A 25,161-nucleotide genomic window follows, 5' to 3' on the forward strand; every position below is an offset into this window, starting at 1 on the left:
CGATGCCACGACCCGGCTCCGGAGGGGAGACCACGTGCCGGAACTGACGCGGATGACCTGGCGGGAGGTGCGTGACGCCGGGCGGTCGGCGATCGCGTTGCTGCCCATCGGTTCGCAGGAGCAGCACGCCGCCCACCTGCCGATGGGCACCGACACGATGCTCGCCGAAGCCGTCGTCGACGGCGCGCTGGCGCGGGTGGCCGACCCGGTCGTGGTGCGGCTGCCCGCGCTGCCGTTCGGCCACAGCCCGCACCACCTGTTCGCCGCCGCCGTCTCGCTCCGGGCGTCGACGCTGCAGGCCGTGCTCGCCGACGTCCTGGACTCGCTCGCTGGCAGCGGCTTCCGGCGGATCCTCGTGGTCAACGGCCACGGCGGCAACGACGAGATCATGCGCCTCGCCGTCAAGGAGTACGCGCTGCGGGCCGACGTCGCGCTCGCGGCGTGCTCCTACTTCTCGCTCGGCGACGGCTCCTCGCCGGGCCACGCCGGGGCGTTCGAGACGTCGCTGATGCTCGCCACCCGCGGCGACCTGGTGCGGCCGCCCGAACCACGCGCCGACGTCACGCCGCCACCGCTGTTCGCGTACCCGCCGTACCCGGGCCTGACCGTGGAGCGCCACGGCGAATGGGCCCGCGCGGGCGGCAGCACCGACGACGCGACCACCGCGACCGCCGAGGGCGGCGCGGACCTGCTCGAAGACCGGGTGACCGCGCTGGCGGACGCGATCCGCGCGTTCGACGCGGCCACCCGCGAAACCCACGCCGAAGGGGAGGCATGAAGATCACCGACGTCGACGTGCGGGTCGTGAACCTGCCGTTGACCAACCCGTTCACCAGCTCGTTCGAGACGAAGACGGGCGAGACCCGCACCGTCGTGCGGCTGCGCACCGACACCGGCGTCGAGGGCTGGGGCGAGACCATGTGGGGCCGCCCGGTCGCGGAGCTGGTGCGCAAGCTCGGCGCCGAGCTGGTGGGCACGAGCCCGTTCGCGCTGGAGGCGTTCCACCGGCGGCACCACATGGTGCCGTTCTTCCACGGCTACCTCGGGTACGCGGCGCTGGCCGCGCTCGACGTCGCCTGCTGGGACCTGATGGGCAAGGCCACCGGCCAGTCCGTGACCGACCTGCTCGGCGGCCCGGTGCGCGACGAGGTGCCGATCACCGCGCTGATCACCCGCGCCGACGCGCCCGGCGCGACCGGCCGCGAACTGGCCCAGGGGCTGGGGGAGTACGCGGCGAAGGTGGTCGCCGAAGGCGGCTTCACGGCCGTGAAACTCAAGGGCACCAAGGACGTCCGCGGCGACATCGCGATCATGCGCGAGCTGCGCCGGGCGCTGCCGGACGTCGAGCTGCGCGTCGATCCGAACGCGGCGTGGTCCGTGCCCGACTCGATCCGCGCCGGGCTGGCGCTGGAGGAGCTGGACCTGGAGTACCTGGAGGACCCGTGCGTCGGCATCGAGGGCATGGCCCAGGTGCGGGCGAAGGTGCGGATCCCGTTGTGCACCAACATGTGCGTGGTCCGCTTCGAGGAGTTCGCCCCGGCGGTCCGGCTCGGCGCGGTCGACGTGATCCACGGCGACGTCTACAAGTGGGGCGGGATCGCGGCGACGAAGGCTTTGGCCGCCCACTGCGAAACGTTCGGCCTCGGGATGAACCTCCACAGCGGCGGCGAGCTGGGCATCGCGACCGCCGCGCACCTCGCCGTGGTCGCGAGCACCCCGGTCCTGTCACGGGCCATCGACAGCATGTACTACCTGCACGCGGACGACATCGTCGCACCACTGGAACTGACCGACGGCCGCCTGCGCGTCCCGGCCGGCCCCGGCCTCGGCGTGACGGTGGACGAGGACAAGCTGGCCTTCTACGCCGGCCGCAACGAGGAGGAAGGCGACCTCACCGGCTGAGAACCGTATAACGCCCTACACGGCTCACCGGTGGGTGATGCCGGCCAGGATCAGATCGACCCCGGCGAGGAACTGCTCGCGGTCGTCGTGCTCGCGCAGCTGCGCCGCGACGGCCCGGGTGAACGGGTACTCGTCGGGGTCGAGTTCTTCCCAGGCCGTCGACACGGCGTCGAGGAACTGGGAGCGGTCGACGCCGGGCTCGAGCGCGCGCCCGCTCGCGGAGTTCGCGGCGTTCTGGCCGGCGGCGCCGAGGATGTAGTGCACCAGCGCCGAGGTCGCCGTGAACCAGCTGCCTTCGGGCACGCCCAGCGCGCGGACCTGCCGGCCGAGGCTTTCGAAGATCCGCGGGGTCACCGAGCCCCAGGGACTGCGGGCGAACTGCGCCGTGAGCTGCGTGGCGAGCCACGGGTGGTCGTCGATCGCCTCGAACAGGCCGAGCGCGACGGCGCGCACCTCGTCCTGGGGGGTGCCCTCGCCGTTCCCGGGCGTCATGGCCCGCGCGACGACGGCGTCGGTCGCGGCGGCCAGCAGCTCGCCCTTGTTCGCCACGTGCCAGTAGATCGCGCCGGCGCCGGTGGCGAGGCGCTCGGTCAGCACCCGGAACGTCAGCCCGCCTTCGCCGGCCGCGTCGAGCACTTCGACGGCGGTCTCGACGATGCGCTCGCGGGAGAGCGCCTCTGTGCGCCGCGGGGCCCGGCGCGTGCGTGTAGCCATGCCTCCAGTTTGACACATCTGGAATGGTGTTCCAAGATGGAATGACGTTCCAGTGAGGCCGGACGGCCTCGAACCCGGAGGAGACACCATGAACACCCAGGTCACGATCATCGGCGCCGGTCTCGGCGGCCTCACCCTCGCCCGCGTCCTGCACGTCCACGGCATCCCGGCCACGGTCTACGAGGCCGAGGCGTCGCCGGCCGCGCGCACGCAGGGCGGCATGCTCGACATCCACGACTACAACGGCCAGCTCGCCCTCGAGGCCGCCGGCCTCACCGAGGAATTCCGCAACCTGATCCTGGAGGGCCGCGAAGCGACGCGGATCCTCGAGCGGGACGGAACCGTGCTGCTCGACGAACCCGACGACGGCACCGGCGCCCGCCCCGAAGTGCAACGCGGCGAGCTGCGCCAGGTCCTGCTCGACTCCCTCCCCGAGGGCACCGTCCGGTGGGGCCACAAGGTCAGCGGCGTCCGCACCCTCGGTGACGGCCGCCACGAAGTGACCTTCGCCAACGGCGACAGCGTCGCCACGAGCCTGCTGGTCGGCGCGGACGGCGCGTGGTCCCGGGTCCGATCGCTGCTCTCGGACGCCACACCCGAGTACGTCGGCACGTCGTTCGTCGAGACGTACCTCTTCGACAGCGACACCCGGCACCCGGACAGCGCGAAGGCGGTCGGCGGCGGGGCCCTGTTCTCGCTCGAACCGGGCAAGGGGATCCAGGCGCACCGCGAGAGCGGCGGGAACCTCCACACCTACGTGGTGCTGTCGAAGCCGCAGGAGTGGTTCGCCGGCATCGACTTCACCGACGCTGCGGCGTCCACCACCCGGATCGCGGCGGAGTTCGACGGCTGGGCCCCGGAGCTCACCGCGCTGATCACCGACGGCGAGACCCCGCCGGTGCTGCGCCCGATCAACACCCTGCCGACCGGGCACCGGTGGGACCGGGTGCCGGGGGTGACCCTGCTCGGCGACGCCGCCCACCTCTGCGTCCCGAACGGCGAAGGCGCCAACCTGGCCATGTTCGACGCCGCCGAGCTCGGCAAGGCGATCGCCGCGCACCCCGGCGACGTCGAAGCCGCGCTCGCCGTCTACGAGCAGGCGCTGTTCCCGCGCAGCGCCGAAGCCGCCACCGAAGCCGCGCGTGACTTCGACCTCTGCTTCGGCGAGGAGACCCCGCACAGTCTCGTCAAGCTGCTGACCGGGCAGGCTTAGCCCACTGGCCTCACCCCCGGTTCCACTGCTCGGCGAGCAGTTCGTAGGACCGCACCCGGTCGGCGTGCGCGTGGGTGATGGTGGTGATGACGAGTTCGTCGGCCCCGGTCGCCTCCTGGAGCTGCCGCAGCCGGGCCGCGACCGTGGCGGGGGAGCCGACGAACTGGGTGTCGACGCGGTCGGCGACCAGGGCCCGATCCTCGTCGCTCCAGACGTGGGCGGCGGCTTCTTCCGGCGTGGGAAAGAGAATCGCCCCCTCCGCACGGCGGATGGAGCGGACCCAGAGGGCGTAACCGCTGGCCAGTTCCCGCGCGGTGGCGTCGTCTTCGGCGACGACGACGTCGGCCGACACCGCGACATACGGTTTCGGCAGGGTCTCCGAGGGCACGAACGCTTGCCGGTAGGCGTCGACGGCGTCGAGCACGCTGGACGGGCTGACGTGGTAGTTCGCGGCGAACCGCAGGGCGTTGCGGCCGGCCACGGACGCGCTCTGCCCGCCGCTGCTGCCGAGGATCCAGATCTCGACCTGCGCGCCCTCACCGGGCACGGCGTGCGCGTCGGGCCCTTCGGCGGAACGGTAGGTGCCGCCGAGGAAGGCGAGGATGTCGTCGACCTGTTCGCCGTAGTCGGGTGATTCGGCGCCGGGCTGTTGCAGCAGCCCGAAGGTCAGGCCGATCCGCGACGAGCGGGCGAGCGCGCTGAAGTCGGGCTTCTCGGGAATGAGCAGGCCGTTGCTCGCCTGCGTGGCCGGCAGTGGCGCGGCTGCGGCAGCGGCGTATTCGCGGACGAGCTGCTTGCCGCTGCGGCCGAGCCCGAGGTCCAGCCGTCCCGGGTGCAGTGCCGCGACGAGCCCGAACTCCTCGACGACGGCCAGCGGCGTCCGGTGCGCGAGCTGCACGCCCGCGGACCCGAGCCGGATCGTCTTGGTGGCCCCGGCGACGAGGGCGATCAGCACGGGTGGTGACGCGCCGGCGACGCCGGGGCTGAGGTGGTGCTCGGCGAACCAGTAGCGGTGGTAGCCGAAGCGTTCGGCGTGCTGCGCGAGGTCGACGGTGTTGCGCACGGCCTCGGCGGCGCCGGACCCGGTGCTGATCGGGACGAGGTCCAGCACCGACAACGGGACTTCAGGCATGACGGTCCTTTCCGGCGGGCCACGGCGGGTCGGGGATCTCCCGCCGCAGCGCGGGCGCGATGTCCGACTGGAACAGCTCGAGGGTGGCGCGGTGCTGCCGGGCGGTGAGCCCGTCGCGGTCGGCGTGCAGGTGCATCACCTGGTGCCCGAGTTCCTTGTGGTAGCGCAGGACTTTCTCGGTGATCTGGGCCGGGCTGCCGATCAGCGCCGAGCTGCGCTCGACGAAGTCCTCGAGCGTCGGGAAGACGGGTTCGAGGCCGAGCCGGGTCTGCAGGGCCAGCCGGCTCTCGAAGATCGGCCGGTAGACCTCGAGCGCCTCCTGCGACGTCTCGGCGGCGTAGTACCCGGCGGTCCCGGCGCCGACGACGGCGGCCGCGGGGTCGTGGCCGTGGTGGGCCCACCGTTCGCGGTAGTGGCGGACCAGCTCGGCGTAGGGCTCGACGGGGTTGGTGACGTTCGCGGAGAAGAGCGGGTCACCCCACTTCGCGGCGAGGTCGACGGACTCGCGGCTGGTCGCGCTGCCGTGCCAGACGCGGATCGGCTGCTGCAGCGGCCGCGGCCAGACCTCGGCTTCGGTCAGCGACGGCCGGAACCGCCCGGACCAGGTGACCTTGTCCTGGCGCCAGAGTTTCCGGAACAGCTCGTAGCCTTCGGAGTTGCGGTCCCACTGGTCGTCCGGGGTGACGTGGAACAGCTCGCGCTGGGCGGCGCCGTTGCCCTTGCCGATGATCAGTTCGAGCCGGCCGCCGGAGAGGTTGTCCAGGGTCGAGTAGTCCTCGAACGCGCGGACCGGGTCGAGCAGGCTGAGCGTGGTGACGGCGGTGAACAGCCGGATCCGGGACGTCCGGGCGGCGATGTGGCTCAGCACGACCGGCGGCGAGGAGGAGATGAACGGCCGCTCGTGCCGCTCGCCGACGCCGTAGCCGTCGAAGCCGAGTTCTTCGGCCAGCTCGGCGTTCGCGACGACGTCCAGCAGCCGTTGGTCGGTCGGGGTGAGGACGCCGGTGACCGGGTCGGGTACATGGGTGATCAGGGTGATGAGCAGGAACTTCACGTGCCCGCAGTCCTTTCTCCGGCTGGTTCTAGCTGCCCCTTGTGGACGGATCCGGCGACGCGCCCGTCGACGAGGACCCACGCGGTTTCGTGCGCGCCGAGCCGATCCGCGGCGGCCCGGCGGCTTTCGCCGATCCCGACCGCGGGCAGGGGACCGGTGACGTAACCGGCGATCGGGTCGGCCGGGCGGGCCATGCCGGCCGCGGTCAGCAAGCGGAGCTCCGTGACGTCGAGCGCCCCGGTCACCTCGGCCACCGACGGCGGCCCGGTGGCGCCGGGCCGGTCCGGGCCGACCGGCCACAGCGGTCCGGCGCCGGGATGGCGGTCGGCCACGGCGAGCGCACTGCCGACCGACGCCGTCGCCGCCAGGCCGGGTGCGGCCGCCGGGAACGGGCCGGCGGCCTCGGCCACGGTCTGCTCACCCGCGTGCTCGGTGAGGAAGCCGAGGTGCCGAAGCCAGTCGTCGTCGTAGTACTTGGACAGGTACGAGCGGCCGGAGTCGGGGACCACGACGACGATCAGGTCGGCCGGACCCAGCCCGGCGCCCAGACGCAGCGCGGCGGCGACGGCCGTGCCCGCGGAAGCCCCGAGCAGCAACCCTTCCTCGCGCGCCAGCCGTCGCGTGGTCAGCAGCGACTCGCGATCGCCGACCGGTTCGACATGGTCGACGACATCGCGGTGGTAGGAGCGGGGCCAGGTGTCCTCGACGGTGTCCGGGTGCAGGTAGTGCCCGATGCTTTCGACCACGTAAGGGCTGCCGTCACCGCCCGAGTAGACGGAGGTCTCGGGATCGGCGCCGATCACCCGCACCCGGCCGCCGCTGACCCGCTTGAGGTGGGCACCGGCGCCGCTGATGGTGCCGCCGGTGCCGATCCCGGCGACGAAGTGGGTGATCCGGCCCCGCGTCTGCCGCCAGATCTCCGGCCCGGTCGTCGTTTCGTGGGCGGCCGGGTTGGCCGGGTTGTCGTACTGGTCGGCGAGCCAGCCGCCGTTCTCTTCGGCGAGCCGGCGCGCGACCTGCGAGACGTGGGCCGGGTCTTCGCGCGGTACGGCACCGGGGGTGACCACGACGTCGGCTCCGTAGGCACGCAGGATCGCGGTCTTCTCCCGGCTGCTCTTGTCCGGCAGCACGACGGTGAGCCGGTAGCCGCGCTGGGCCGCCACGATCGCCAGCCCGATCCCGGTGTTGCCGGAGGTGCCTTCGACGATCAGCCCGCCGGGAGGCAGCGCACCCGAGCGTTCCGCGTCGAGCACCATCGAGAGCGCGGCGCGGTCCTTGACGCTGCCGCCCGGGTTGAGGAACTCGGCCTTGACGTAGATCCGCGGGCCGGCCGGCGGCGCGATCCGCGCGAGCCGGATCAGCGGGGTGCCGCCGATCGCGTCGAGCACGGAGTCGAACGCCTCGACGTCGTCGGATGCCATGCCCCACCACCTCGCTTCTGGGTACTGCACAGGTATCCCGTCGCGGGTGGTCCCCGCACGGGTGTTCAGGATGTGGACCTCGCCGGTTGACAAGTTCGCTGGGTTCAGCCTAACCTGTAAAAGTGATCAGCGGGGTTAGTTGACCGGATCGGGTTACGGCGGGCACAGCCTGTGTCGCCGTGTTCCCAGCATGTGGTTTCTGTCGTACCCGCTGGTTAGGGTCGTGGATGTCTGGATCATGGGAACGAGGAGTGTGGGCACGTGCGCTGGAGCCGGAACCTTCGAGCGGCCGCGGTGGTGGCGGTGGCCGTCTTCGGCCTGACCGCGTGCGGGGGCGGCGACAGTGCTGACAAGCCCGCCGCGCCGGGCAAGGGCGGGGCGCCGATCGTCGTGGCGTCCTTCAACTTCACCGACAGCCAGATCCTGGCCGAGATCTACGCGCAGGCGCTGGAGGCCAAGGGCTACCCGGTGACCCGGAAGCTGAACCTGGGCTCGCGTGAGCTGATCTACCCGTCCCTGAAGTCCGGTGAGTTGCAGTTCATCCCGGAGTACCAGGGTTCCGCGATCACCACGGGCTTCGGTGCGGAGCCGGTCAAGGACGCCAAGGGGGAGCATGACCAGCTGGCGAAGCTGTTCGAGCCCAGCGGCGTCTCGCTGCTGGACTACGCCCCGGCCGAGGACAAGAACACCTACATCGTCAAGGCCGATCTCGCGAAGTCGAAGGGCATCGCGACCATCAGCGACCTGAAGAAGCTCGACAAGGTCGTCCTGGCCGGTGGTCCGGAGTGTGAGAAGCGGCTGACGTGCTTCAAGGGCTTGACCGACATCTACCACCTGACGAACGCGTCCTTCCAGACCGTGCAGGAGGTCGGGCCGCGCGTGCAGCAGCTCAATTCCGGTGCGGTCACGGTGATCCCGGTGGACTCGGTGAGCCCGTCCGCCGGTGACCCGCAGTACGTCGCGCTCAAGGACGACCTGAGCATGGTGCCGACGGAGAACGTGGTGCCGGCGGTGAACAAGAAGGTGCTCGACGCGCGGGGCGCGGACTTCGCGACCGTCGTCAACGCCGTGAGCGCGAAGCTCGGCACCGACGGCATGCGCGAGCTGAACAAGCGCGTCGACTCCGACGGTGAGCCGGCGGCCGACGTCGCGAAGGACTGGCTGTCGCAGCAGGGTCTCGCCTGACGGCGGCACAACACGAGGAGTCGTTCCGTGAGCGCGGATCAGTTGCACTTCAACGCTTTCATCTGGCCCAACGGGTACCACGAGTCCGCTTGGCGCGTCGTCGAGGACGACGTCCGCGGCGTGCTCGGGCTGCCGTACTACGCGGACATCGCGCGCATCGCCGAACGCGGCCTGATGGACACGATCTTCCTGGCCGACAACATCGCCATCGCCGAGTACCGGGCCACGCACCTGCCGCAGACGCAGTTCGACCCGATCTCGGTGCTCTCGGCCCTGGCCGCGGTCACCAGCCACATCGGCCTGATCGGGACCGGCTCCACGACCTACAACAAGCCGTGGGAGCTGGCCCGCCGGTTCGCGACGCTGGACCACCTCAGCGGTGGCCGCGCGGGCTGGAACATCGTCACCACCATCACCCCGCTGGCCGCGGCGAACTTCGGCGAGCGCGCCCACCCCGACCACGCCGACCGCTACACGCGGGCTCACGAGTTCGTCGACGTGGTGACCCGCGCGTGGGACAGCTGGGAGGACGACGCGGTCGTCGGCGACCGCGAACGCGGCGTGTGGGCGGATCGCGCCAAGCTCCACGCACCCCGCTTCCACGGCGACTTCTACGACGTCGAGGGAATCCTGCCGTTCCCGCGCTCGCCGCAGGGGCGCCCGGTCCTGGTCCAAGCGGGACAGTCCCCGGCCGGCATCGCGCTGGCCGCGCGGTACGCCGAGCTGGTGTTCTCCGGGCCGCCGTCACTGGAGGCCGCGGCCGCGTTCCGGACCGAGCTCCACGCCCAGGCGGCGGCCGCGGGCCGGGACCCGGCCCAGGTGCTTGTCCTCCCGGCACTGATGGTGACACTGGGCGGCACCGAGGCCGAGGCCCAGGAGAAGGCCCGCCGGCTGGAAGAGCTGGCGAGCCCGGAGTTCCGCTGGCAGAACATCCTGTACACGGCCGGCCTGGACCCGGACGGCTTCGACCCGGACGCCCCGCTGCCCGCGGAGCTGTGGACCGGAACGGCGAACGTCTCGAGCCGCGCGAACGAGCTGTTCGCCCTCCAGCGTGCACAGCCGGAGCTACCGTTGCGTGAGCTGGCCCTGCAGCTGAAGAGCGGCGCGGGCCAGTCCCACTTCATCGGCACGCCCGAACAGCTGGCCACGCACACGATGACCTGGCAGGACGCCGGCGCGGTCGACGGGTTCACCATCATGGGCTCAACGCTGCCGTACGAGCTGACGGCATTCGTCGACCACGTGGTCCCGATCCTGCAACGCAAGGGCCGCTACCGCACGGAGTACACCGGCCCCACCCTGCGCGACCACCTGGGCCTGAACCGCCCACCCGCAGGAGGTGACGCGCACCGCTAGCCACACACGGACTGCAGGTCGCCGAATCTGCGGCCGGCGTCGAAGAGGCTTCGCCGGAAGGTTGCCAGGCTGCGCGCTGACCGAGTCAGCACCTCTTGACCCGCGGCCGGCACTGGCGCGGATCTCCGCCTTGCCGGTGGCTGATGTGGCAAGGCACGGCGCGCGGTCGACGCGCGCCGTTACCCACACGCGGATGGCGGGTTATCGGGATTCCGCCTTTCCGGCGGTCGGCGTCGGCGAGGTCGGTCGCGGCCGGGAGAACCGGCCCACCACGGCCTCGATCCGCACCGGCTGTGATCGCCGAGCGTCGGCGTGCCGGTCGCGGTCCGGCGCCGAGCGGCGGCCGTCACGGTCGGGTAAAGGCCGTTGTGCCTGGTCCGCGCGTGTGATCTTGTGATCCGGAACTGTCCTCAAGGGACGCTGAAGGTGGCGTGTCCGGGTGGTGGCGTTCGGTGAGGAGAGGGCGTGCCTTTCATCCTTTCCCGCCTGTTCGCGCGCTGGATCCTGCGTGCCGGGTGGACGCTCCCGGTGGTGGTCGTCGTGTTCGTGTTCGCGACCAGCTGGCCGCTGATGGTGCTGGCCGAGCCGGCCGGCAGCGACCTCGTTCAGCCCGGCAACTACTGGTGGTACTTCGTCGTGACCGCGGCGACGGTCGGCTACGGCGACTTCTCGCCGGCGACGGCGGCCGGGCACTTTGTCGGGGTGTACGTGATCGTCGGCGGGATCGCCACGCTCACCACGGTCTTCACCCGGCTCGCGGCGCTGCTCGAGCAAGCGAAGGGACGGCGGATGCAGGGGTTGGAACCGGTGGAGCTGAGCGGCCACGTCGTGCTCGTCGGTTACCTCGCCGGCCGCACCGAGCGGCTCGTGGCGCAGCTGCTGGCCGACGGGATCACCGGACTGGTGCTGTGCGCGGGCGACGAGGTGCCGGTGCACCCGATGCCGGCGCAGCCCGTCGAGTTCGTCCGCGGCGACCTGACCGCGCCGGAGGTGCTGTCGCGGGCGGGGGTCGAGCGGGCCGCCACCGTGCTCGTGGACGTGCGGGACGACAACGAGGCGCTGGCGGTGGCGGTCCTCGTCGAGCACGCCTCGACGTCGGCGCACGTGGTGGTCACGATGCGCGACATGGAACGGGCCGAGCTGATGGGCTACGTCGACCCGCGGATCACCTGCGTCCAGTGGCACACCCCGCGGATGGTCGTCGAGGAGGTGGTCTCGCCGGGCATCGCCGAGGTCTACACCGAACTGATGACCGCCGGCGGCGCCGGCACGTACTCGGTCACCGTCCCGGAACGCCTCGGCGCCCTGCAGGTCGAACGCTGCCGCGCCGCACTGGGCCGGACCTTCGGCGCCACGGTACTGGCCGTCCGCGGCGCGAACGGCCTGACGGTCAACCCCGCCTGGGACGGCGACCTGCCACCCGGAGCGGTGCTGTACTACGTCAGCTCTCGCGCACTCGGCCAGGACGAAATCGAACGAGCCCTGCGCGCCGCACACCACTGAGCCGCCCGCGCCGGGCCCTCCTGCCGGAGGCCGCCCCGCACCCGGCCAGCCGACGCCTCCTGGGTGGCCTCGCTGGGAGGTCTCCGCGCTTGGCGGGCGTTCGGGTGGGCTCGCCGGGAGGTCTTCGCGCGTCTGGCGGGCGTTCGGGTGGCCTCTCCGATAGGTCTCCGCGCGCTTGGCGGGCGTTCGGGTGGTCTCGCGAGGAAGTCGGTCCGCCGGAGCCGCGAGGGCCCTTGGATGGCTTCGGCGGGAGTGTCCCGCACCTGGGCGGGGCGCCAGGAGGTTGCTCGCGCCGCGCCAACGAGCTGTTGCGTCGTGTCGCCGGGGGGCCGCGGCCGAGGCCGTCGCCGCTAGGTGAGGGTGGCCGGCAGGTACTCGTAGCCCCGCAGGATTCGGGTCTCTCGGCGGCGGCTTCCCGGGCTCAGGGCCAAGCCGGGGAAGCGGTCGAAGATCGTTCGCAGGCCGATCTCGCCCTCCATCCGGGCCAGTGCCGCTCCCAGGCAGTGGTGCCGGCCCGCGCCGAAGGCCACGTGGTCGCGGGCTCGGGCCCGGGTCACGTCGAACGTCTCCGGATCCGCGAAGACCTGCGGGTCGTGGTTCGCGCCGGCCAGTACCGTCGTCACCAGCGCTCCTCGTGGCAGGGGGACGCCGGCGACCTCCGTGGCGCGGACCGCCAGCCGGCCGGTCAGCAGGACCGGTGGGTCGTGGCGCAGGACCTCCTCTACCGCGTTGGCCCACAGCTCCGGCCGCTCGCGCAGGGTCGTGAGCTGGTCCGGGTGGGCGGTCAGCAGGGCGATGCCACTGCCCAGCAGGTTGACCGTCGTCTCGAAGCCGGCCGCGAGGACCAGGCCCGCCGTCGACTTCAGCTCGGCCTCGGTGAGCCCGACGCCGTCGTCGCGGGCCGCGACCAGGCGGCTGAACAGGTCGTCGCCGGGGTGACGGCGCAGGTGGTCCAGGTGCTCGCCCAGCCAGGTGTCGAACTCCGCCAGCGCCGTCTCGACGTCGCGGAACGTGCGCCAGCCCAGGCCGAGGTCGAGGCTCGGCGCCGCCGCCGCGCCCAGGGACAGCACCTTGCCCACCTCGGTGGCCGGGACGCCGAGGATCTCGCTGATCACCGTCACCGGGAGCAGGCCGCAGTACGACTCGACGAGGTCGACCGGGCCGGTCGGGTCGATGGCGTCGAGCACCTCGTCCGCGATCGCCTGGACCCGGCCGCGCAGCTGCTCGACGGCGCGCGCGGTGAACACGCCGGTGACGAGCTTGCGGTAGCGGGTGTGCTCGGGCGGGTTGACGGCCAGCAGCGACGGCGGCCGCACCGGGTGCAGGTGCTCGCCGGCCGACCACTCCAGCAGCCGTCCCAGCGCGGAGCCGTCGGAGCCGAGCACGCCGGTGCGGAAGTCGTCGCTGGAGAGCACCTCCCGGACGGCGGCGTGCTGCGTGGTGATCCAGCCGAAGCGCGTCCGGGCGACCGGACCGGCGGCCCGGATCTCGTCGAACAGCCCGCTCAGGTCGCGGCCCGCGGCGGCGTCGTCGACCAGCCGGCCCTGCAGGTCGCCGCGCCGGGCGCCGCGCAGCAGCACGGCCCGCGGCAGTGCGTGCCCGAGCCCCCACCGGACCACGGGCTTCGCCCGCAGCAAAGTACCTTCGACGACCGCTTTGCCGAACCGGGCCACGTTCCCCCCACTGCGCCGCACGACTGTGTCTACTCCAGAGTAGCCCGCACCGGCCCCGGAGCCGGGCAGGCTCCGGGGCCGGCCGCCGGGTCAGCCCGCCGTCGTCGCGTTCAGCGTCAGGTAACCCACGCCGAGCTGCGCGAACGACTCGAGCGCGAAGCCGGCGAGCTGGTCGACGGCCGTCTGGTTCTGCAGCAGCAACCGGCTCTGGTTCTTCCGGACCGCGCTGAGGCCCGGCTGCTCCCGGTACTCGATCTTCACGGTGTTGCCGCCCATCGTGGTCACGTCGACCTTGATGTCCCGGTACACCCCGGTCAGCTTCGAGGCGATCTTCGACGCGAGGTCCTGGACGACCACCGCCGCGGCCAGGGCCGCGATGATGGTGAGGACCGCCTTCGGGTCGACGAACAGCGCGCTGGTCTTCGGCGTCGACCAGACACCGCCGCTGTAGAGCCGGGTCGCCGTGTTGTGGTCGGTCAGGTCGATCTCGATGGCGTTGGACCGGGCCGTGCTGAACATCGTGCTGGTGGCGATGTCCTGCTCGAACCACACCTGCACGCTCTCCACCGGCGTCAGCACGTCGTTGCCCGCGACGACCTGGTTCTCGGCGACGTAGATCGGGGTGGTCGTGCCCCGCCCGCTGATGTCGGTCGAGTACGCGCTCAGCCCCGGGTGGATCGGGCCGTAGTCGTTGACCAGCGTGATGCCGGTCGCCGGGCCGCCGGATGAGGCGTCCCCGAGCACCCCGCTCTTGTCCAGCGTCGCCTCGTCACCGAGGCCGATCGCCACCTTGTTCGTCGCGACGTGCACCGTCACGTCGCCCTTGAAGTCGTTGCTGCCGAAGAGCTCGTACAGCGGCTGCCACGCGAACGTGTTTTCGGACAGGTAGTCGGCGGCCGACTGCCACACGACGTTGTAGGAGTTGTTGACCTTCTTCGCGAAGCAGAGCTGGTACTGGCTGTTCTTGAGGGTTTCGAGGTCGGCGGCGGCGATCTGGATGTCGACGCTCTTGAGCTGTCCGTCCGGCATGGTGTGCTCCTCGTTCGTGCTGCGTGGTGTCCGGGCCGATGCGACCCTGGGACCACACCCTCCGGACGCGCCGTCGCGCGCACGTCGTCGCCGCGCACCACGGGTGATCTCCGCGCCGCCTGCGTCACACGATGGGCTGGACGGGCGGAAACGGTGCTGTTGGGCCATTGGCGGTACCCACGCCGCCCGGTTTCCGCGCGGTCCGGCGACGCGCTGTCGTGCCACGCTCCCGACCGGGTGACCGCCGGGCCGGAAGTCAAGCCCGCGCACGACTGAGGGCCGGTGCCGCCCGCGCTGCCGTACGGAGGCGGCCGGAAGACGGCCCGGAGACACTCGCGGTGCCATGCTCGTGGACCGGTGGACGGCGCCGGGGAAGACGGCGCGGACGAGGGGACGGCGATGGGCGAAGGCGACAGATCGGACGCGGACTTGGTGCTGCTGGGCCGATTCGAGCTGCGGGCCGGCGGCGAACGCGTCGCGCTGCCCCGGGGTTCGCAGCGCCTGCTGGCCTTCCTCGCCATCCGCGACGGCGCCGCGGTCGACCGGCACGCGACGGCCGAGCAGCTGTGGCCCGAGAGCCGTCCCCAGCGCGCGGCGGCCAACCTGCGGCAGGCGTTGTGGCAGGTGCGCCGGGCCACGGACCGGCCGGTCGTGGAGACGCCGGTCGACCGGCTGCACCTGGCGGCGGCGCTACCGGTCGACTTCTGCCGCACGCTCGAAGCGGCCCACCGCGTCGTCGGCCCGACCGGGCGGCCGGAATCCGGTGCGGGACTGGTCGGTGAGCTGGCCCAGGACCTGCTGCCCGACTGGGCCGAGGACTGGCTGGTGCCCGAACGTCAGCGGTGGGAGCAGGTCCGGCTGCACGCGCTGGAGGCGATCGCCCGGCACCTCATCTCGGCCGGCGCGCACCTGGCCGCGCTGGAGGCCGCGTTCACCGCGATCACCATCGACCCGGTGCGGGAAAGCGCGCACCGCACGGTGATCGCGGCGCACCTGGCCCAGGGCAACGGCGGCTCCGCGTTGCGGCACTACCAGCACTACCGGGCGCTGCTGCACCGCGAGCTGGGTGTCCTCCCGTCACACCACATGACGCGGCTGGTCGCCTCCCAGCCGACGTTGTGATCAGCTGCAGGCACGGCGCCGTCAGCTGTAGGCCTCGAAACGGGCGATCTGCCCGGCGGGCCAGCCGGTGTTGCCGGTGCACGTCAAGCGCAGGTAGCGGCGGTTGGTGCAGGGGACCGTGATGGTGACGTTGTTGCCCTGCGCGGGATCGAGCACGTAGCTGGTCACCGAGGCGAGGCGGCTGTGACCCGGCGCCGCAGCTGTGCTCGCTCGAAGCGATCTGCCTCGGCCGACCGCGGTTGCGAGTCGGTCGGTGGCTGCGGCGGGAATGGTGGTGCTGTTGCGGATCCGGGCGGCCTCAGCTGTAGGCCTCGAAACGGGCGATCTGCCCTGCGGGCCAGCCGGTGTTGCCGGTGCACGTCAAGCGCAGGTAGCGGCGGCTGGTGCGCGGGACCGTGATGGTGACGCTGTTGCCCCGTGAGGGATCGAACACGTAGCCCGTCGCGGGGGAGAGGGTGTCGAACGTGGTTCCGTCTGACGAGCCTGACAGTGCCAGCGTCTGAGTCCGGGTGCTCCACGCGCTCGACGGTGGGACGGCCACCACGATCCGCGTCACCGCGGTCGATGCGCCGAGGTCGACCTGAAGCCACTGGGGGAACGCGTTGTTCGTGCTTTCCCAGTAGCTGTCGGCGTTTCCGTCGACGGCGTTGCCCGCGCCGTAGTTCTGCGTGTGGCTGCTTTCGGTCGTGGTGCGGCCGCGGGCCAGGTCGGTCGAGCCGCCCGTGGTCAGGGTCGGTGATGTCGGCCTCGTCGCCGTCAAGGCGAGCTGGCCCTTGAGCATGCGGCCGCCGTCGTTGGTGAGGCGCAGGTAGTAGTCCGACGAGCACGCCGTTCCGTCTTCGTCCAACGCGAGCAGGCCGGAGCCGGTGGGCGTCATCGATGCGTTCTCGGCGGTCTTCGCGATCTGGTTGCCTTCACCGTATTCGTCGAACATCGAGATGTAGATGCCCTGCACGCCGGCGCGCACCATGTTGTAGAACTGGCGCCACATGAAGTCGCCGTGGGCGCGCTGCCGGCCGGAGACGTCGCCGGGCAGCACGCACGGCTGGTAGTCGATGCCGTGGGCGTTGCAGTCGGCCTGGTCGGGCACGGTGAGGTTCTGGTACATCCAGTCCGAGCCCGCCGCGTCGCCGACCGCGCCGACCATCCACGGCGAGATCATGTTGAAGGAGCGGTAGACGTCGCCGAAGCCGGGCCGTGAGCCGCCGTCGCTGGTGCGCCATTCCCTCGGCACGCCGCCGATGACGTAACAACCTTGGCCCTTGAACCAGTTCACGACGTCGAGGCACGTGTTCGCGTCCCACGGGTGGTTGCCGTCGTTGTACCCGAAACCCCAGATGCAGACGACCGGTTTGCCGTTCTGGCGGGCGTAGGCGGACGACGCCGTGTGCGCCGACATCTTCGCCGTCCAGTCGGCCTTCATCTCCGGCTGCATGTTCGCCCAGCCGGTGGCGTCGTACATGATGTAGAACTTCCGCCCGTGCGATTCGGCGGCGCTGCGGACCTTGGCGGCCATCGCGTCGCGCGTCGGGCCTTCGCTGCTGTTGGGGTTGAAGCGCTGCAACGCGGCGGTGTCGCAGCCGTTCTGCTGCATCCACAGGAAGTGCGTGTCCACGGTCTGCTGGTCGTAGGACGAGAAGAGCGTCGCCGGCTGGCCGTTCCCGAAGTTGGCGTACGCGGTCTGGTAGGTGCGGGTGTACTCGCGCATGTCCGGCCAGGCCTTGATCACGTTGTTGCCCGTCGACGGCGTCTGCCCCCAGTTCTGGCTCCAGTGCCACCAGCCGTTGATCGGCGCGCCGTCACCGGCGCACGCGAACCAGCCCTGGTACCCGACGGTGATCTTGCCGACGACGTCCCCCGGCGCGCTGGCGGCGGACGCTCCGGGCGCGCCGGCGAGGGAAAGCGCTCCCCAGGCCGATGCCGCCGCGGCCGAGCCGATGAACGTCCTGCGGGAGATCGCCATTGCAGATCCTCTCGGCACCGTTGCACGAGTACGTGTTCCGGGAGGCGACTGTAGGCTTCCGGCCAAGAACTGGCAATAGTCGAACCGATTTCAGAAATTTACGTACTGAAGTCTGCAAGAATTGTCGGAGACGGCGGCCGATCAGCAGCTGACGGTGCCTTTGCGCAGCGCGTGCCCGCCGTCGTCGCTGTCGTCGGACCAGTAGACGGGCTTGGTGCCGCCGGTGCACTCGCTCGCGCCGGCCAGGGCGAAGCCTTCGTTGTTGTAGTCCGGCATGCCGGTGGGCCGGTTGTAGACCGCGGTCGTCGCGAACGCTCCGGAGGAGTTCACGCGGAACGTCCGGTGCTGGCCGTGGCAGGTGTCGTCGCACACCACCCACAGGCGCGCGGCCTGCGGCTCCCACTGCACCTCCATGACGCCGCTCATCCCGCTGGCGAAGGACGCCACGCGGGTGAACGCGCCCGAATCCTGCAGGACGTAACCGTGGACCATGCCGGTGCCCTCGACGCCGACGAAGAACACGCCGCCGCTGTGCGCGCCGTAGTGGCCGGGGTCGTAGGCCGCGCCGGTCGCGGCGTCGGCGAACCCGGCGCCGGTGAGGGAAGCGTCGGGAACCCAGGTGACGCCCTCGAAGCCGAGGTTGGCGCCCACCGGCGGCAGGTCCGCGGTCAGGTTCCACTCCTTCGTCGCGGTCAGCGTGGAGCCGGTGCCGCTCACGTCGTAGCGCAGCACGGACGTGCGGCTGCTGCCGGAACCGTTGCGCTCACTGGCGACGAACGCCGCGCCACCGGTGACCGTCACGCCCTCGCTGTCCGGATTGCCGGAGCCGCCCGGGAACCGCAGCGTCTTGCCCGACGACCAGCCGTTCGCGGTGTCCGGTTTCCAGCCGCCGGAGCCGTTGGGCAGCAGGCGCCACAGCTTTCCGGAGTTCTGGGCCGCCCACAGCACACCGCCGTCCTGGAACAGGCCGCTGAGGTCCTCGCCGAAGACGTTCGACGCGTCGGCCGTCGTGATCGAGCTGCCGCCGGGCCACGCCACCGGCGCGGTGCCGGAGCCGCAGCTGTTCGCGGCGCCGAGCGTCAGCGGGGCCGCGGTGAGCGGGCCGGTCCCGTCCGGGCAGCGCGACCACGACGGGTCGGAGTGCTCGCTCCAGCTGACGCTGTCGACCAGCGTGGTGCCGTTTGCCTGGTAAAGCCGCGCTTTGTCCGACGAACCGAGCCCGAAGGCGCTGTGGACGTCGAACGCGCGGAACGCGCCGGGCGCCAGGGACGTCCCGGCGGCGATCTTGTACTTCGAGCTGTCCTGGTCGTCCTTGATGATCCAGCCCGAGACGTCGACGGCGGCCGTGCCGGAGTTGTACAGCTCGACGGAGTCGTTCACGCTGCCGGTGGTCACGACCTCGTTGAGGTGGACGTCCTGGGCCGCGGCGGCGTGCGCCGGGCCGCTCGCGCAGGCCGCGGCCAGCAGCGAACCGGCGACGAGGCAGAAGACGCGCCTGCGGGCACGGGATTCGGTCACGGTGTCCGTCCTCGGGGTCGGGATCCAGAGCCGGTTCAGCGTTCCGGGGCGGGCCGAACGAACGCCCTCCGGAAGGTGGGTTTCCCCTGAACGATGGCCGAACGTCCGTGGGCGCGCCACTCGCGTTCCGGTGATCGGGACGCGAGTGGCGCCCGATGGTCAGCCGTAGAAGTGGATGTAGCGGAAGTCGTTCTTGTTCACCGTGTGCCGCAGGTAGTGGCCGGTGCCGTCCCAGTTGTAGTCCTCGACGGTCACCTGGTTGCCGTTGACGCTGTCGACGATGGCGACGTGGCCGTACTGCCCGGCGTCGGTCTGCGCGGTCGCGCCCGTGGTCGGCGTGTTGTCGACGCGGAAGCCGTGGTTGCGGGCGTTGTCGTCCCAGTGCTTGGCGTCGCCGTAGTTGTTCGCGCTCTTGCCGTGCCTGGCGATGTTGTAGGCGTTCCACGAGACGCACTCGCGGTTGTACATGTTCCAGTCGTCGACCACCGAGTCCTGCGGGATGTTGCGCCACTTCGCGGGGTAGGTGTCGCCGATCGTGGCGGGTGCGGCCGGCGCGGCGGTGGTCCCGAAGAGCGAGGCCATCGACTGGGTCGTGTGGTGGACCGTGGTGGTCGCCGGCGCCGCGACCGCGGCCGGGGCACCGGCGAGCGCGACGCTCGCGGCGGCGGCGACCGCGAACAGGGTGTGCTTGACGGACATGGGAATTCCCTTCACCGGGGGAGCTGGGGAGACCGCAAAGAAAGGAGCTGGCCAGAACGGTAAAGGCGGCAACGGGAAGCGGACAGGCTAAGTGAACAACTGACGTGTCACCGTCTTGGCGCGGCGCACAACCCCAGGTCAACGGCCCGGTGGCGGCGGCTGTAAACAGATTTGGCTACCACTCCCAGTTGACGCCGAGGATGCCCGGGTGCACGTCACGAGTGGCGAAAGTGACCGCGTGACCCGAATCCACGGGTAACGGACGGCCTTGCGTGCGCGGCCCGCCCAGCTGCCGTTGTTCGAATTCCCGCGCGAGGCGGGGGATGCGGGAAGCGAATTGCACTTGGCAGACGTAGAGCTGCGCGGGCCGGGTGAACCGGTGGTGGTAGTGGTCGGTCTCGTGCCCCCGGCCGAAGCTCAGGGTGTAGGTCACCGCGGCGACGTCGCCGGCGGCCAGGGTCCGGTCGAGCAGGAGCTCGCCCGCGGTCAGGCCGGTGGCCCGGTCGGTCAGCACCCGGCCCAGGGTGCAGGACTGCAGGTCCTCGTAGGTGGGATCGTCCTGCTCGGGCCCGTCGGCCTGGAAGAACGTCATGATCCGGTCGACGCCGTCCAGCGCGGCCTCGGCGACCATGCGCACCCGCAGGTGCCGCTCACGGCTGTGGTCGTCGACGAACAGCGTGTCGTGGAGGGACCAGAACCGCACGTGGCCGTCCGGCGGCGGCTTCAGCTCCGCGGAGAGGGGGTGCAGCGCGGGCCACAACCGGTGCCGGGCCAGCCGCTCGGGCGGCCCGCCCAGCCAGCGGCCGCGGGGTGCTTTCGGGCCCAGCAACGACTTGAGCGTGCCGGGGCGCACGTTGAGGACGTCTTCCAGGTGCGTGACGGCGTCCAAAGAGGTCTCGCGTTCCGGCCGGGAGCGACCCGTGCGCCAGTACGAGAGCGACGCCCGGGACAGCGTCACGCCGCGGGCGGCCAGGTGGCGCTGCAGCCGCTCCAGCGACAGGCCGGACTCGGCGATCGCGGCGTCCAGCGCGAGCGAGAACGCCGTGTGCGGGGACTCGAACTCCACGGACACGGGCCGTGCCTCAGTTCCAGTCCCACTGCAGGCCGAGCAGCCCCGGGCCGGCGTCGGGGACGGCCAGGTGCGCCGTCCCGGACCCGCCGATCCACAACGGTTTCCCCGGCTGCCGAGGACTGTTGAGGGTCGGCTGCCGGTACGGGACGCAGTGCGGCGGCACCTCGCCGGTGAACTCGACCTGCAGCAGGTACTGCCGCACGGGCCGGGTGAAGCGCCGGTGGAACGACGTCAGCACCGAACCGCCCGGGTAGCGCCAGGTGTACTCGACGACCGTGCGGTCGCCCGCCGAAAGCCGTTGCTCCAGCAGGAGTTCGCACACCGTCGCGGTGCTCGCCTGCTGCGGCCGGGTCCGGCCCTGCCGGCAGTACCGCAGCTCACCCAGGACCGGCCGCGACGACTCCTCGGCCCATTCGTAGACGACGCACCGGTCCGTCCGGTCGGTCGTCGCCTCGAGCACCAGCCGCGTCCGGACCTCGCGCAGGCGGCGGCGCTGGTCCACGAGCACGTGCTCGTGGACGTCCAGGTACCGCACCTGGCCTTCCGGCGGCGCGTCGATGGCGGCGAGCGCCGGCCCGCAGGACGGCCACAGCCGCCGGCGGTCGACCGCGCCCGGTTCGGTTTCGGCGCCGCGGCCCCGGGGACGCGGCGGGCCGAGCAGCACCACCAGCGACTCGCCGGGCAGTCCGATCAGGTCTTCCAGCGCCCGCACCGCGCGCAGCGACTCCTCGCGTTCCGGCCGGCTGCGGCCCCGCCGCCAGTAGCTCAGCGCGGCGCGGCTGACCCGCACACCGCGAGCGGCCAGCCGCCGTTGCACCTGCTCCAGGCTCAGCCCGCGGACGGCCAGCGCGTGGTCGAGGACCTGCGCGAAGGTGCCGTGCCGCAGCAGCCGGCGCAGCTCGCGGTCCACCGGCACGGCCCGCGTTCCCACCGCATTCCCGGCCATCGGACCTCCACAGCTCGCCACTCCGAGGGGTTCGCGGACCGTAGGCGGGTGATCGCGATCGGTGGTAGGGCCGAAGGGTGGAATCCGGGGCATAAGCGGCAATCCGCCCGGGGCGCGGCCGCACTGAACGCGTCCGGACCTCTGTGGACAACTGGCTACGGCACGGGCCGCCGACCTGCGGCGGAACCCGGCGCGAACCGGTTCTCTGTGAACGGAACTGAACGTTCACGCAGGGATTCTCCGGGTGACGGCCCGTGATTAGCGTTCGGCCGGTCTCCGGCGTCGACTGCATCCGGTGTGCCGCAGGAAACGTCGCCACTCCACTCCCGGAGGAAACAGATGTCCCCCTTCCCCAGCGCCAGGAGAGCGGCCGCCGCGGCGACCACCTTCCTCACCGCTGCGGCGCTGCTGGCCGTCGGACCGCCAGTCGCGCACGCCCAGAACACCCGGGTCCCCTTGCCGGACAGCATCGCGGCGCCGGCGGGCGCGCACCGGGACGCCGCCGTCGCGGGAGACCGCGGCGTCGGGATCGCGGTGGCGCTGCGCCCGCACGACGAAGCCGGCTTGAACCGGTTCGTCGCCGCCGTCGGCGACCCGCGCTCACCCGGCTACCGCCACTACCTCACCAGTGAGCAGTACAACGCGCGGTTCGCCCCGACCGCGTCCGACGTCGCGCAGGTGACGGACTTCCTGCGCGCCCAAGGCTTCCGGGTGACGTCGGTGGCGGGCAACCGCCAGGTCGTCGACGCCACCGGCACCGCCGACGCGGTGAAGGCGGCCTTCGGCACGTCGCTCGGCGACTACACCGGCGCGGACGGCGCGCACTTCTACGCCAACGACTCGGCGCCGTCGATCCCGGCCGCGCTCGGCGGGGTCGTGCGCAGCGTGCTCGGCTTGTCCGACCGCCCGGTCGCGCACCGCGCGAGTACCCCGGAGATCAAGCAGGGGCCGGCCGGGCCCGGCGGTCCCGCGGGCGGCTACACCCCCGCGCAGTTCCGCACCGCCTACAGCATGACGAAGCTGTCCGGGTCCTACACCGGCGCGGGCCAGAACGTCGGGCTCATCGAGTTCGACGCGTTCAAGCAGGCCGACATCGACGCCTGGACCAAGAACTTCGGCCAGCCGTCGGTGACGCCGAAGGTCGTGCCGGTCAACGGCGGGGTGTCCCAGCCGGGCAGCGACCAGCTCGAAGTCACCCTCGACGTCGAAGCGGTGGCGGCGACGGCTCCGGGCGCGGCCCAGACCGTCTACGAAGCCCCCAACAGCGACGCCGCGTGGGTCGACGAGATGGCCAAGATCGCGAGCGACAACAGCATCACCATCCTGTCCGGCTCCTGGCTCAACGGCGAGAAGTGCGAGTCGTCGCCGATCAAGGCCTCGCACGACTCCTACACGCAGATGGCCGCGCAGGGCATCACGATGCTGTCCGCGTCCGGCGACTGGGGCGCCACCGGCTGCGGCTACCAGGGCGACAACAGCACCGTGCAGGCCGACTTCCCGGCGAGCGACCCGCTGTTCACCGGCGTCGGCGGCACGCAGCTGCGGACCAGCGACAGCGCGGGGACGTACCAGGCGGAGTCGTGCTGGAACCAGGGCGGCAGCGGCAACACCCGCTCGGGCGGCGGCTACTCGCAGATCTACGCGAAGCCGTCCTGGCAGCCGGGCAGCAGCCAGTTCCGTTCGGTGCCCGACGTCGCGCTCGACGCGGACTACGGCGCCGGCGCGCTGTCGGTGTACATGAACGGCGGCTGGCAGGACGTCGGCGGCACCAGCCTCTCGTCCCCGCTGTGGGCCGGGTACGTCGCCATGGTCAACCAGAAGGCCAAGGGCCAGGGCAAGAGCACGGTCGGCGCGATGAACCCGGCGATCTACGCGGTCGCGGGCTCGGCGCAGTACGCGTCGACCTTCCACGACGTCACCAGCGGCGGCAACGGCACCTACAACGCGGGCACCGGCTACGACCTGTGCACCGGCTGGGGTTCGCCGCAGGGCGACAACCTGGCCGACCCGCTGATCAACGGCACCGCGCCCGCCCCGGCGAACGACTTCTCCGTGGCCGCGTCACCGGCGTCGGTGAGCGTGGACCCGGGCCAGTCGGTCAAGACGTCCATCACCACGAGCGTCACGAAGGGGAGTGCCCAGGACATCGCGCTGACCGCCGACGGGCTGCCCGCCGGTGTGACGGCGTCCTTCGCCCCGGCGACGGTCACCGCGGGCAAGTCCTCGACGCTGACCCTCACCGCGGCGGCTTCGGCGGCGCCGGGCACCACGTCGGTCACCGTGACCGGCAAGGGCCCCGACGCCACCCACACCGCGACGGTTTCCTTGACGGTCAACGGTTCCGGCACGGGCGACTTCTCCGTGGCGCTGTCGCCTTCCTCGGCGACGGTCAAGGCCGGCCAGCCGGCGAAGACGACGGTCAGCGCCACCGCCACCGCCACCGCGGCGGCGCACCCGAGTGTCGTCGGCGGTGACACGACCACTGTGGACCAGTACCCGTTCATGATCTCCATGCGCCGGGAAGGCAGTGTGTTCCCGGGCAAGCAGTCGTGCAGCATGGCGCTGGTCGGCCCGCACACCGTCGTCGGCGCGGCGCACTGCCTGCTGGAGAACTCCGGCACCAAGTGGTTCGTCTACGGCGCCACCAACCTCAACGACACCGGGTTCCGGGCCGACATCAAGACGTCCTGGACCGACCCCGACTACACCGGCTGGCAGACCGGGCACGACGTCGCCGTCATCACCCTCGACAAGGACGTCCCGGTCCCGGCCGGCATCACGTACCCGACCATCGCGACCGACGACTCGGTGAACGCGCCGGGCACGATGGGCCGCGGCATCGGCTGGGGCAAGACCGGGCAGAACACCTACTCGGACGTCCTGCGCACGGCCGAGTTCCCGGTCGCGAAGGACTCGGACTGCGCCCAGCACGTCGACACCACGCAGTACCGGTCCGACGGCTCGATGCTCTGCACCGGCTACGCCGACGGCCACAAGGGCGTCTGCGTGGGCGACAGCGGCAGCCCGTTCCTCGAAGGGAACCGGATCGTCGGGTTCTTCTCGTGGATGTCCAACGCCTGCAACACCTACGGCGTCTACGCCCGGGTCACGACCTACGCGGCCGAGATCAAGGCGCACCTGGACGGGACGACGGCACCGGGCGGGATCGCGTTGACCGCGTCCGGGCTGCCGGCCGGGGCGACCGCGGCGTTCGACCCGTCCTCGATCGACGCGGGCGGCTCGTCGGCCCTGACGATCACGACGAGCGCGTCCACCCCGGCCGGGACCTACCCGATCACCGTCACCGGCCGGAACGCGCAGAAGACGCACACGGCCACCTTCACCCTGACCGTCCAGACCGGTAGTTCCGGGCCGGTCAAGGTGACCGATCCCGGTTACCAGTTCGTCCACGGCCAGGCGGTGAACCTGCAGCTCAGGGCCACCGGTGGCACGGGCAGCTACACGTGGTCGGCGACCGGCCTGCCGCCCGGGCTCGCGCTCGACGCGCGGACCGGGCTGATCACCGGCACCGTGACCAGGACGGGCAACTACACCTCGCCCGTCACCGCGACCGACAGCGCCGGCGCGGCCGGCAGGGTCTCGGTCAGCTGGCTCGTCTACTGAGGAACCGGGGGCCGTCGCCGATGGCGGCGGCCCCC

20 protein-coding genes are annotated in these 25,161 nt (G+C 71.6%); 8 read left to right on the top strand and 12 right to left on the bottom strand.

The genetic code is table 11. The features are described from left to right. Positions 1–34 precede the first annotated feature (34 nt). Positions 35–778, top strand: a complete 744-nt coding sequence (locus tag OG439_RS09105) for a creatininase family protein (protein WP_326948930.1) — start codon at positions 35–37, stop codon at positions 776–778. Continuing rightward, a complete protein-coding gene (locus OG439_RS09110) occupies positions 775–1,902 on the top strand; it encodes a mandelate racemase/muconate lactonizing enzyme family protein (RefSeq protein ID WP_326948931.1) in 1,128 nt (375 codons plus the stop codon). Before OG439_RS09105 ends, OG439_RS09110 begins: the two co-directional genes overlap by 4 nt. Before the next feature lie 24 nt (positions 1,903–1,926). Here the strand turns inward: OG439_RS09110 and OG439_RS09115 are convergent, their stop codons facing one another. After that, on the bottom strand, positions 1,927–2,616 hold the full coding sequence (locus tag OG439_RS09115; protein WP_326948932.1) for a TetR/AcrR family transcriptional regulator: 690 nt from the start codon (positions 2,614–2,616) through the stop codon (positions 1,927–1,929). An 88-nt stretch (positions 2,617–2,704) separates the two neighbouring features. Between OG439_RS09115 and OG439_RS09120 the strand changes: the two genes are divergently transcribed. After that, the gene (locus OG439_RS09120) at positions 2,705–3,829 is read left to right on the top strand and encodes an FAD-dependent oxidoreductase (RefSeq protein WP_326948933.1); all 1,125 of its coding nucleotides are present in this window, start codon (positions 2,705–2,707) and stop codon (positions 3,827–3,829) included. 10 nt (positions 3,830–3,839) lie between these two features. Here OG439_RS09120 and OG439_RS09125 read toward each other — a convergent pair whose 3' ends face one another. Genes OG439_RS09125 through OG439_RS09135 form a run of 3 tightly spaced genes read right to left on the bottom strand, consistent with a single transcriptional unit; the run spans position 3,840 to position 7,436 of the window. Further along, entirely contained in the window at positions 3,840–4,961 is a 1,122-nt protein-coding gene (locus OG439_RS09125) for an LLM class flavin-dependent oxidoreductase (RefSeq protein WP_326948935.1), read from the bottom strand. Further along, entirely contained in the window at positions 4,954–6,015 is a 1,062-nt protein-coding gene (locus OG439_RS09130; protein ID WP_247051127.1) for an LLM class flavin-dependent oxidoreductase, read from the bottom strand. The genes OG439_RS09125 and OG439_RS09130 overlap by 8 nt, the downstream gene beginning before the upstream one ends. Continuing rightward, positions 6,012–7,436, bottom strand: coding sequence for a PLP-dependent cysteine synthase family protein (locus tag OG439_RS09135; protein WP_326948936.1), 1,425 nt, complete (start codon positions 7,434–7,436; stop codon positions 6,012–6,014). The genes OG439_RS09130 and OG439_RS09135 overlap by 4 nt, the downstream gene beginning before the upstream one ends. Before the next feature lie 261 nt (positions 7,437–7,697). Between OG439_RS09135 and OG439_RS09140 the strand changes: the two genes are divergently transcribed. The 3 genes from OG439_RS09140 (at position 7,698) to OG439_RS09150 (ending at position 11,480) form a co-directional block, all read left to right on the top strand. Then, positions 7,698–8,621: an ABC transporter substrate-binding protein gene (locus OG439_RS09140; protein ID WP_326948937.1), complete on the top strand. Its 924-nt coding sequence runs from the start codon at positions 7,698–7,700 to the stop codon at positions 8,619–8,621. 27 nt (positions 8,622–8,648) lie between these two features. Continuing rightward, positions 8,649–9,977 carry an LLM class flavin-dependent oxidoreductase gene (locus OG439_RS09145; RefSeq protein ID WP_326948938.1) on the top strand — a complete coding sequence of 443 codons (1,329 nt, stop codon included), beginning with the start codon at positions 8,649–8,651 and terminating at the stop codon, positions 9,975–9,977. A gap of 465 nt (positions 9,978–10,442) precedes the next feature. Next, the gene (locus OG439_RS09150; protein WP_326948939.1) at positions 10,443–11,480 is read left to right on the top strand and encodes an ion channel; all 1,038 of its coding nucleotides are present in this window, start codon (positions 10,443–10,445) and stop codon (positions 11,478–11,480) included. 350 nt (positions 11,481–11,830) lie between these two features. Here the strand turns inward: OG439_RS09150 and OG439_RS09155 are convergent, their stop codons facing one another. Continuing rightward, positions 11,831–13,153 (bottom strand): cytochrome P450, encoded by a 1,323-nt coding sequence (locus OG439_RS09155; RefSeq protein WP_326951511.1) that lies wholly within the window; start codon positions 13,151–13,153, stop codon positions 11,831–11,833. A 90-nt stretch (positions 13,154–13,243) separates the two neighbouring features. Continuing rightward, positions 13,244–14,182: a hypothetical protein gene (locus tag OG439_RS09160; RefSeq protein WP_326948940.1), complete on the bottom strand. Its 939-nt coding sequence runs from the start codon at positions 14,180–14,182 to the stop codon at positions 13,244–13,246. A gap of 357 nt (positions 14,183–14,539) precedes the next feature. Between OG439_RS09160 and OG439_RS09165 the strand changes: the two genes are divergently transcribed. Next, the gene (locus OG439_RS09165; RefSeq protein ID WP_326948941.1) at positions 14,540–15,304 is read left to right on the top strand and encodes an AfsR/SARP family transcriptional regulator; all 765 of its coding nucleotides are present in this window, start codon (positions 14,540–14,542) and stop codon (positions 15,302–15,304) included. Between the two features lie 21 nt (positions 15,305–15,325). On the opposite strand, the gene OG439_RS09170 is transcribed toward OG439_RS09165, so the two are convergent. The 6 genes from OG439_RS09170 to OG439_RS09195 form a co-directional block, all read right to left on the bottom strand. Beyond that, positions 15,326–15,472 (bottom strand): hypothetical protein, encoded by a 147-nt coding sequence (locus tag OG439_RS09170; protein ID WP_326948942.1) that lies wholly within the window; start codon positions 15,470–15,472, stop codon positions 15,326–15,328. Between the two features lie 130 nt (positions 15,473–15,602). Next, entirely contained in the window at positions 15,603–17,267 is a 1,665-nt protein-coding gene (locus OG439_RS09175) for a discoidin domain-containing protein (protein WP_326948943.1), read from the bottom strand. A 141-nt stretch (positions 17,268–17,408) separates the two neighbouring features. Continuing rightward, a complete protein-coding gene (locus OG439_RS09180; protein ID WP_326948944.1) occupies positions 17,409–18,785 on the bottom strand; it encodes a lamin tail domain-containing protein in 1,377 nt (458 codons plus the stop codon). A gap of 159 nt (positions 18,786–18,944) precedes the next feature. Beyond that, positions 18,945–19,484, bottom strand: coding sequence for a CHAP domain-containing protein (locus tag OG439_RS09185; protein WP_326948945.1), 540 nt, complete (start codon positions 19,482–19,484; stop codon positions 18,945–18,947). 175 nt (positions 19,485–19,659) lie between these two features. Beyond that, on the bottom strand, positions 19,660–20,556 hold the full coding sequence (locus OG439_RS09190) for an XRE family transcriptional regulator (RefSeq protein ID WP_326948946.1): 897 nt from the start codon (positions 20,554–20,556) through the stop codon (positions 19,660–19,662). A 10-nt stretch (positions 20,557–20,566) separates the two neighbouring features. Beyond that, the gene (locus tag OG439_RS09195; RefSeq protein ID WP_326948947.1) at positions 20,567–21,502 is read right to left on the bottom strand and encodes an XRE family transcriptional regulator; all 936 of its coding nucleotides are present in this window, start codon (positions 21,500–21,502) and stop codon (positions 20,567–20,569) included. A 339-nt stretch (positions 21,503–21,841) separates the two neighbouring features. On the opposite strand from OG439_RS09195, the gene OG439_RS09200 reads away from it, so the two are divergent. Beyond that, positions 21,842–25,126 (top strand): trypsin-like serine protease, encoded by a 3,285-nt coding sequence (locus OG439_RS09200; RefSeq protein WP_326948948.1) that lies wholly within the window; start codon positions 21,842–21,844, stop codon positions 25,124–25,126. The last annotated feature ends 35 nt before the right edge of the window (positions 25,127–25,161 follow it).

Source organism: Amycolatopsis sp. NBC_01307, from assembly GCF_035975215.1.
Classification (GTDB): Bacteria; Actinomycetota; Actinomycetes; order Mycobacteriales; family Pseudonocardiaceae; genus Amycolatopsis.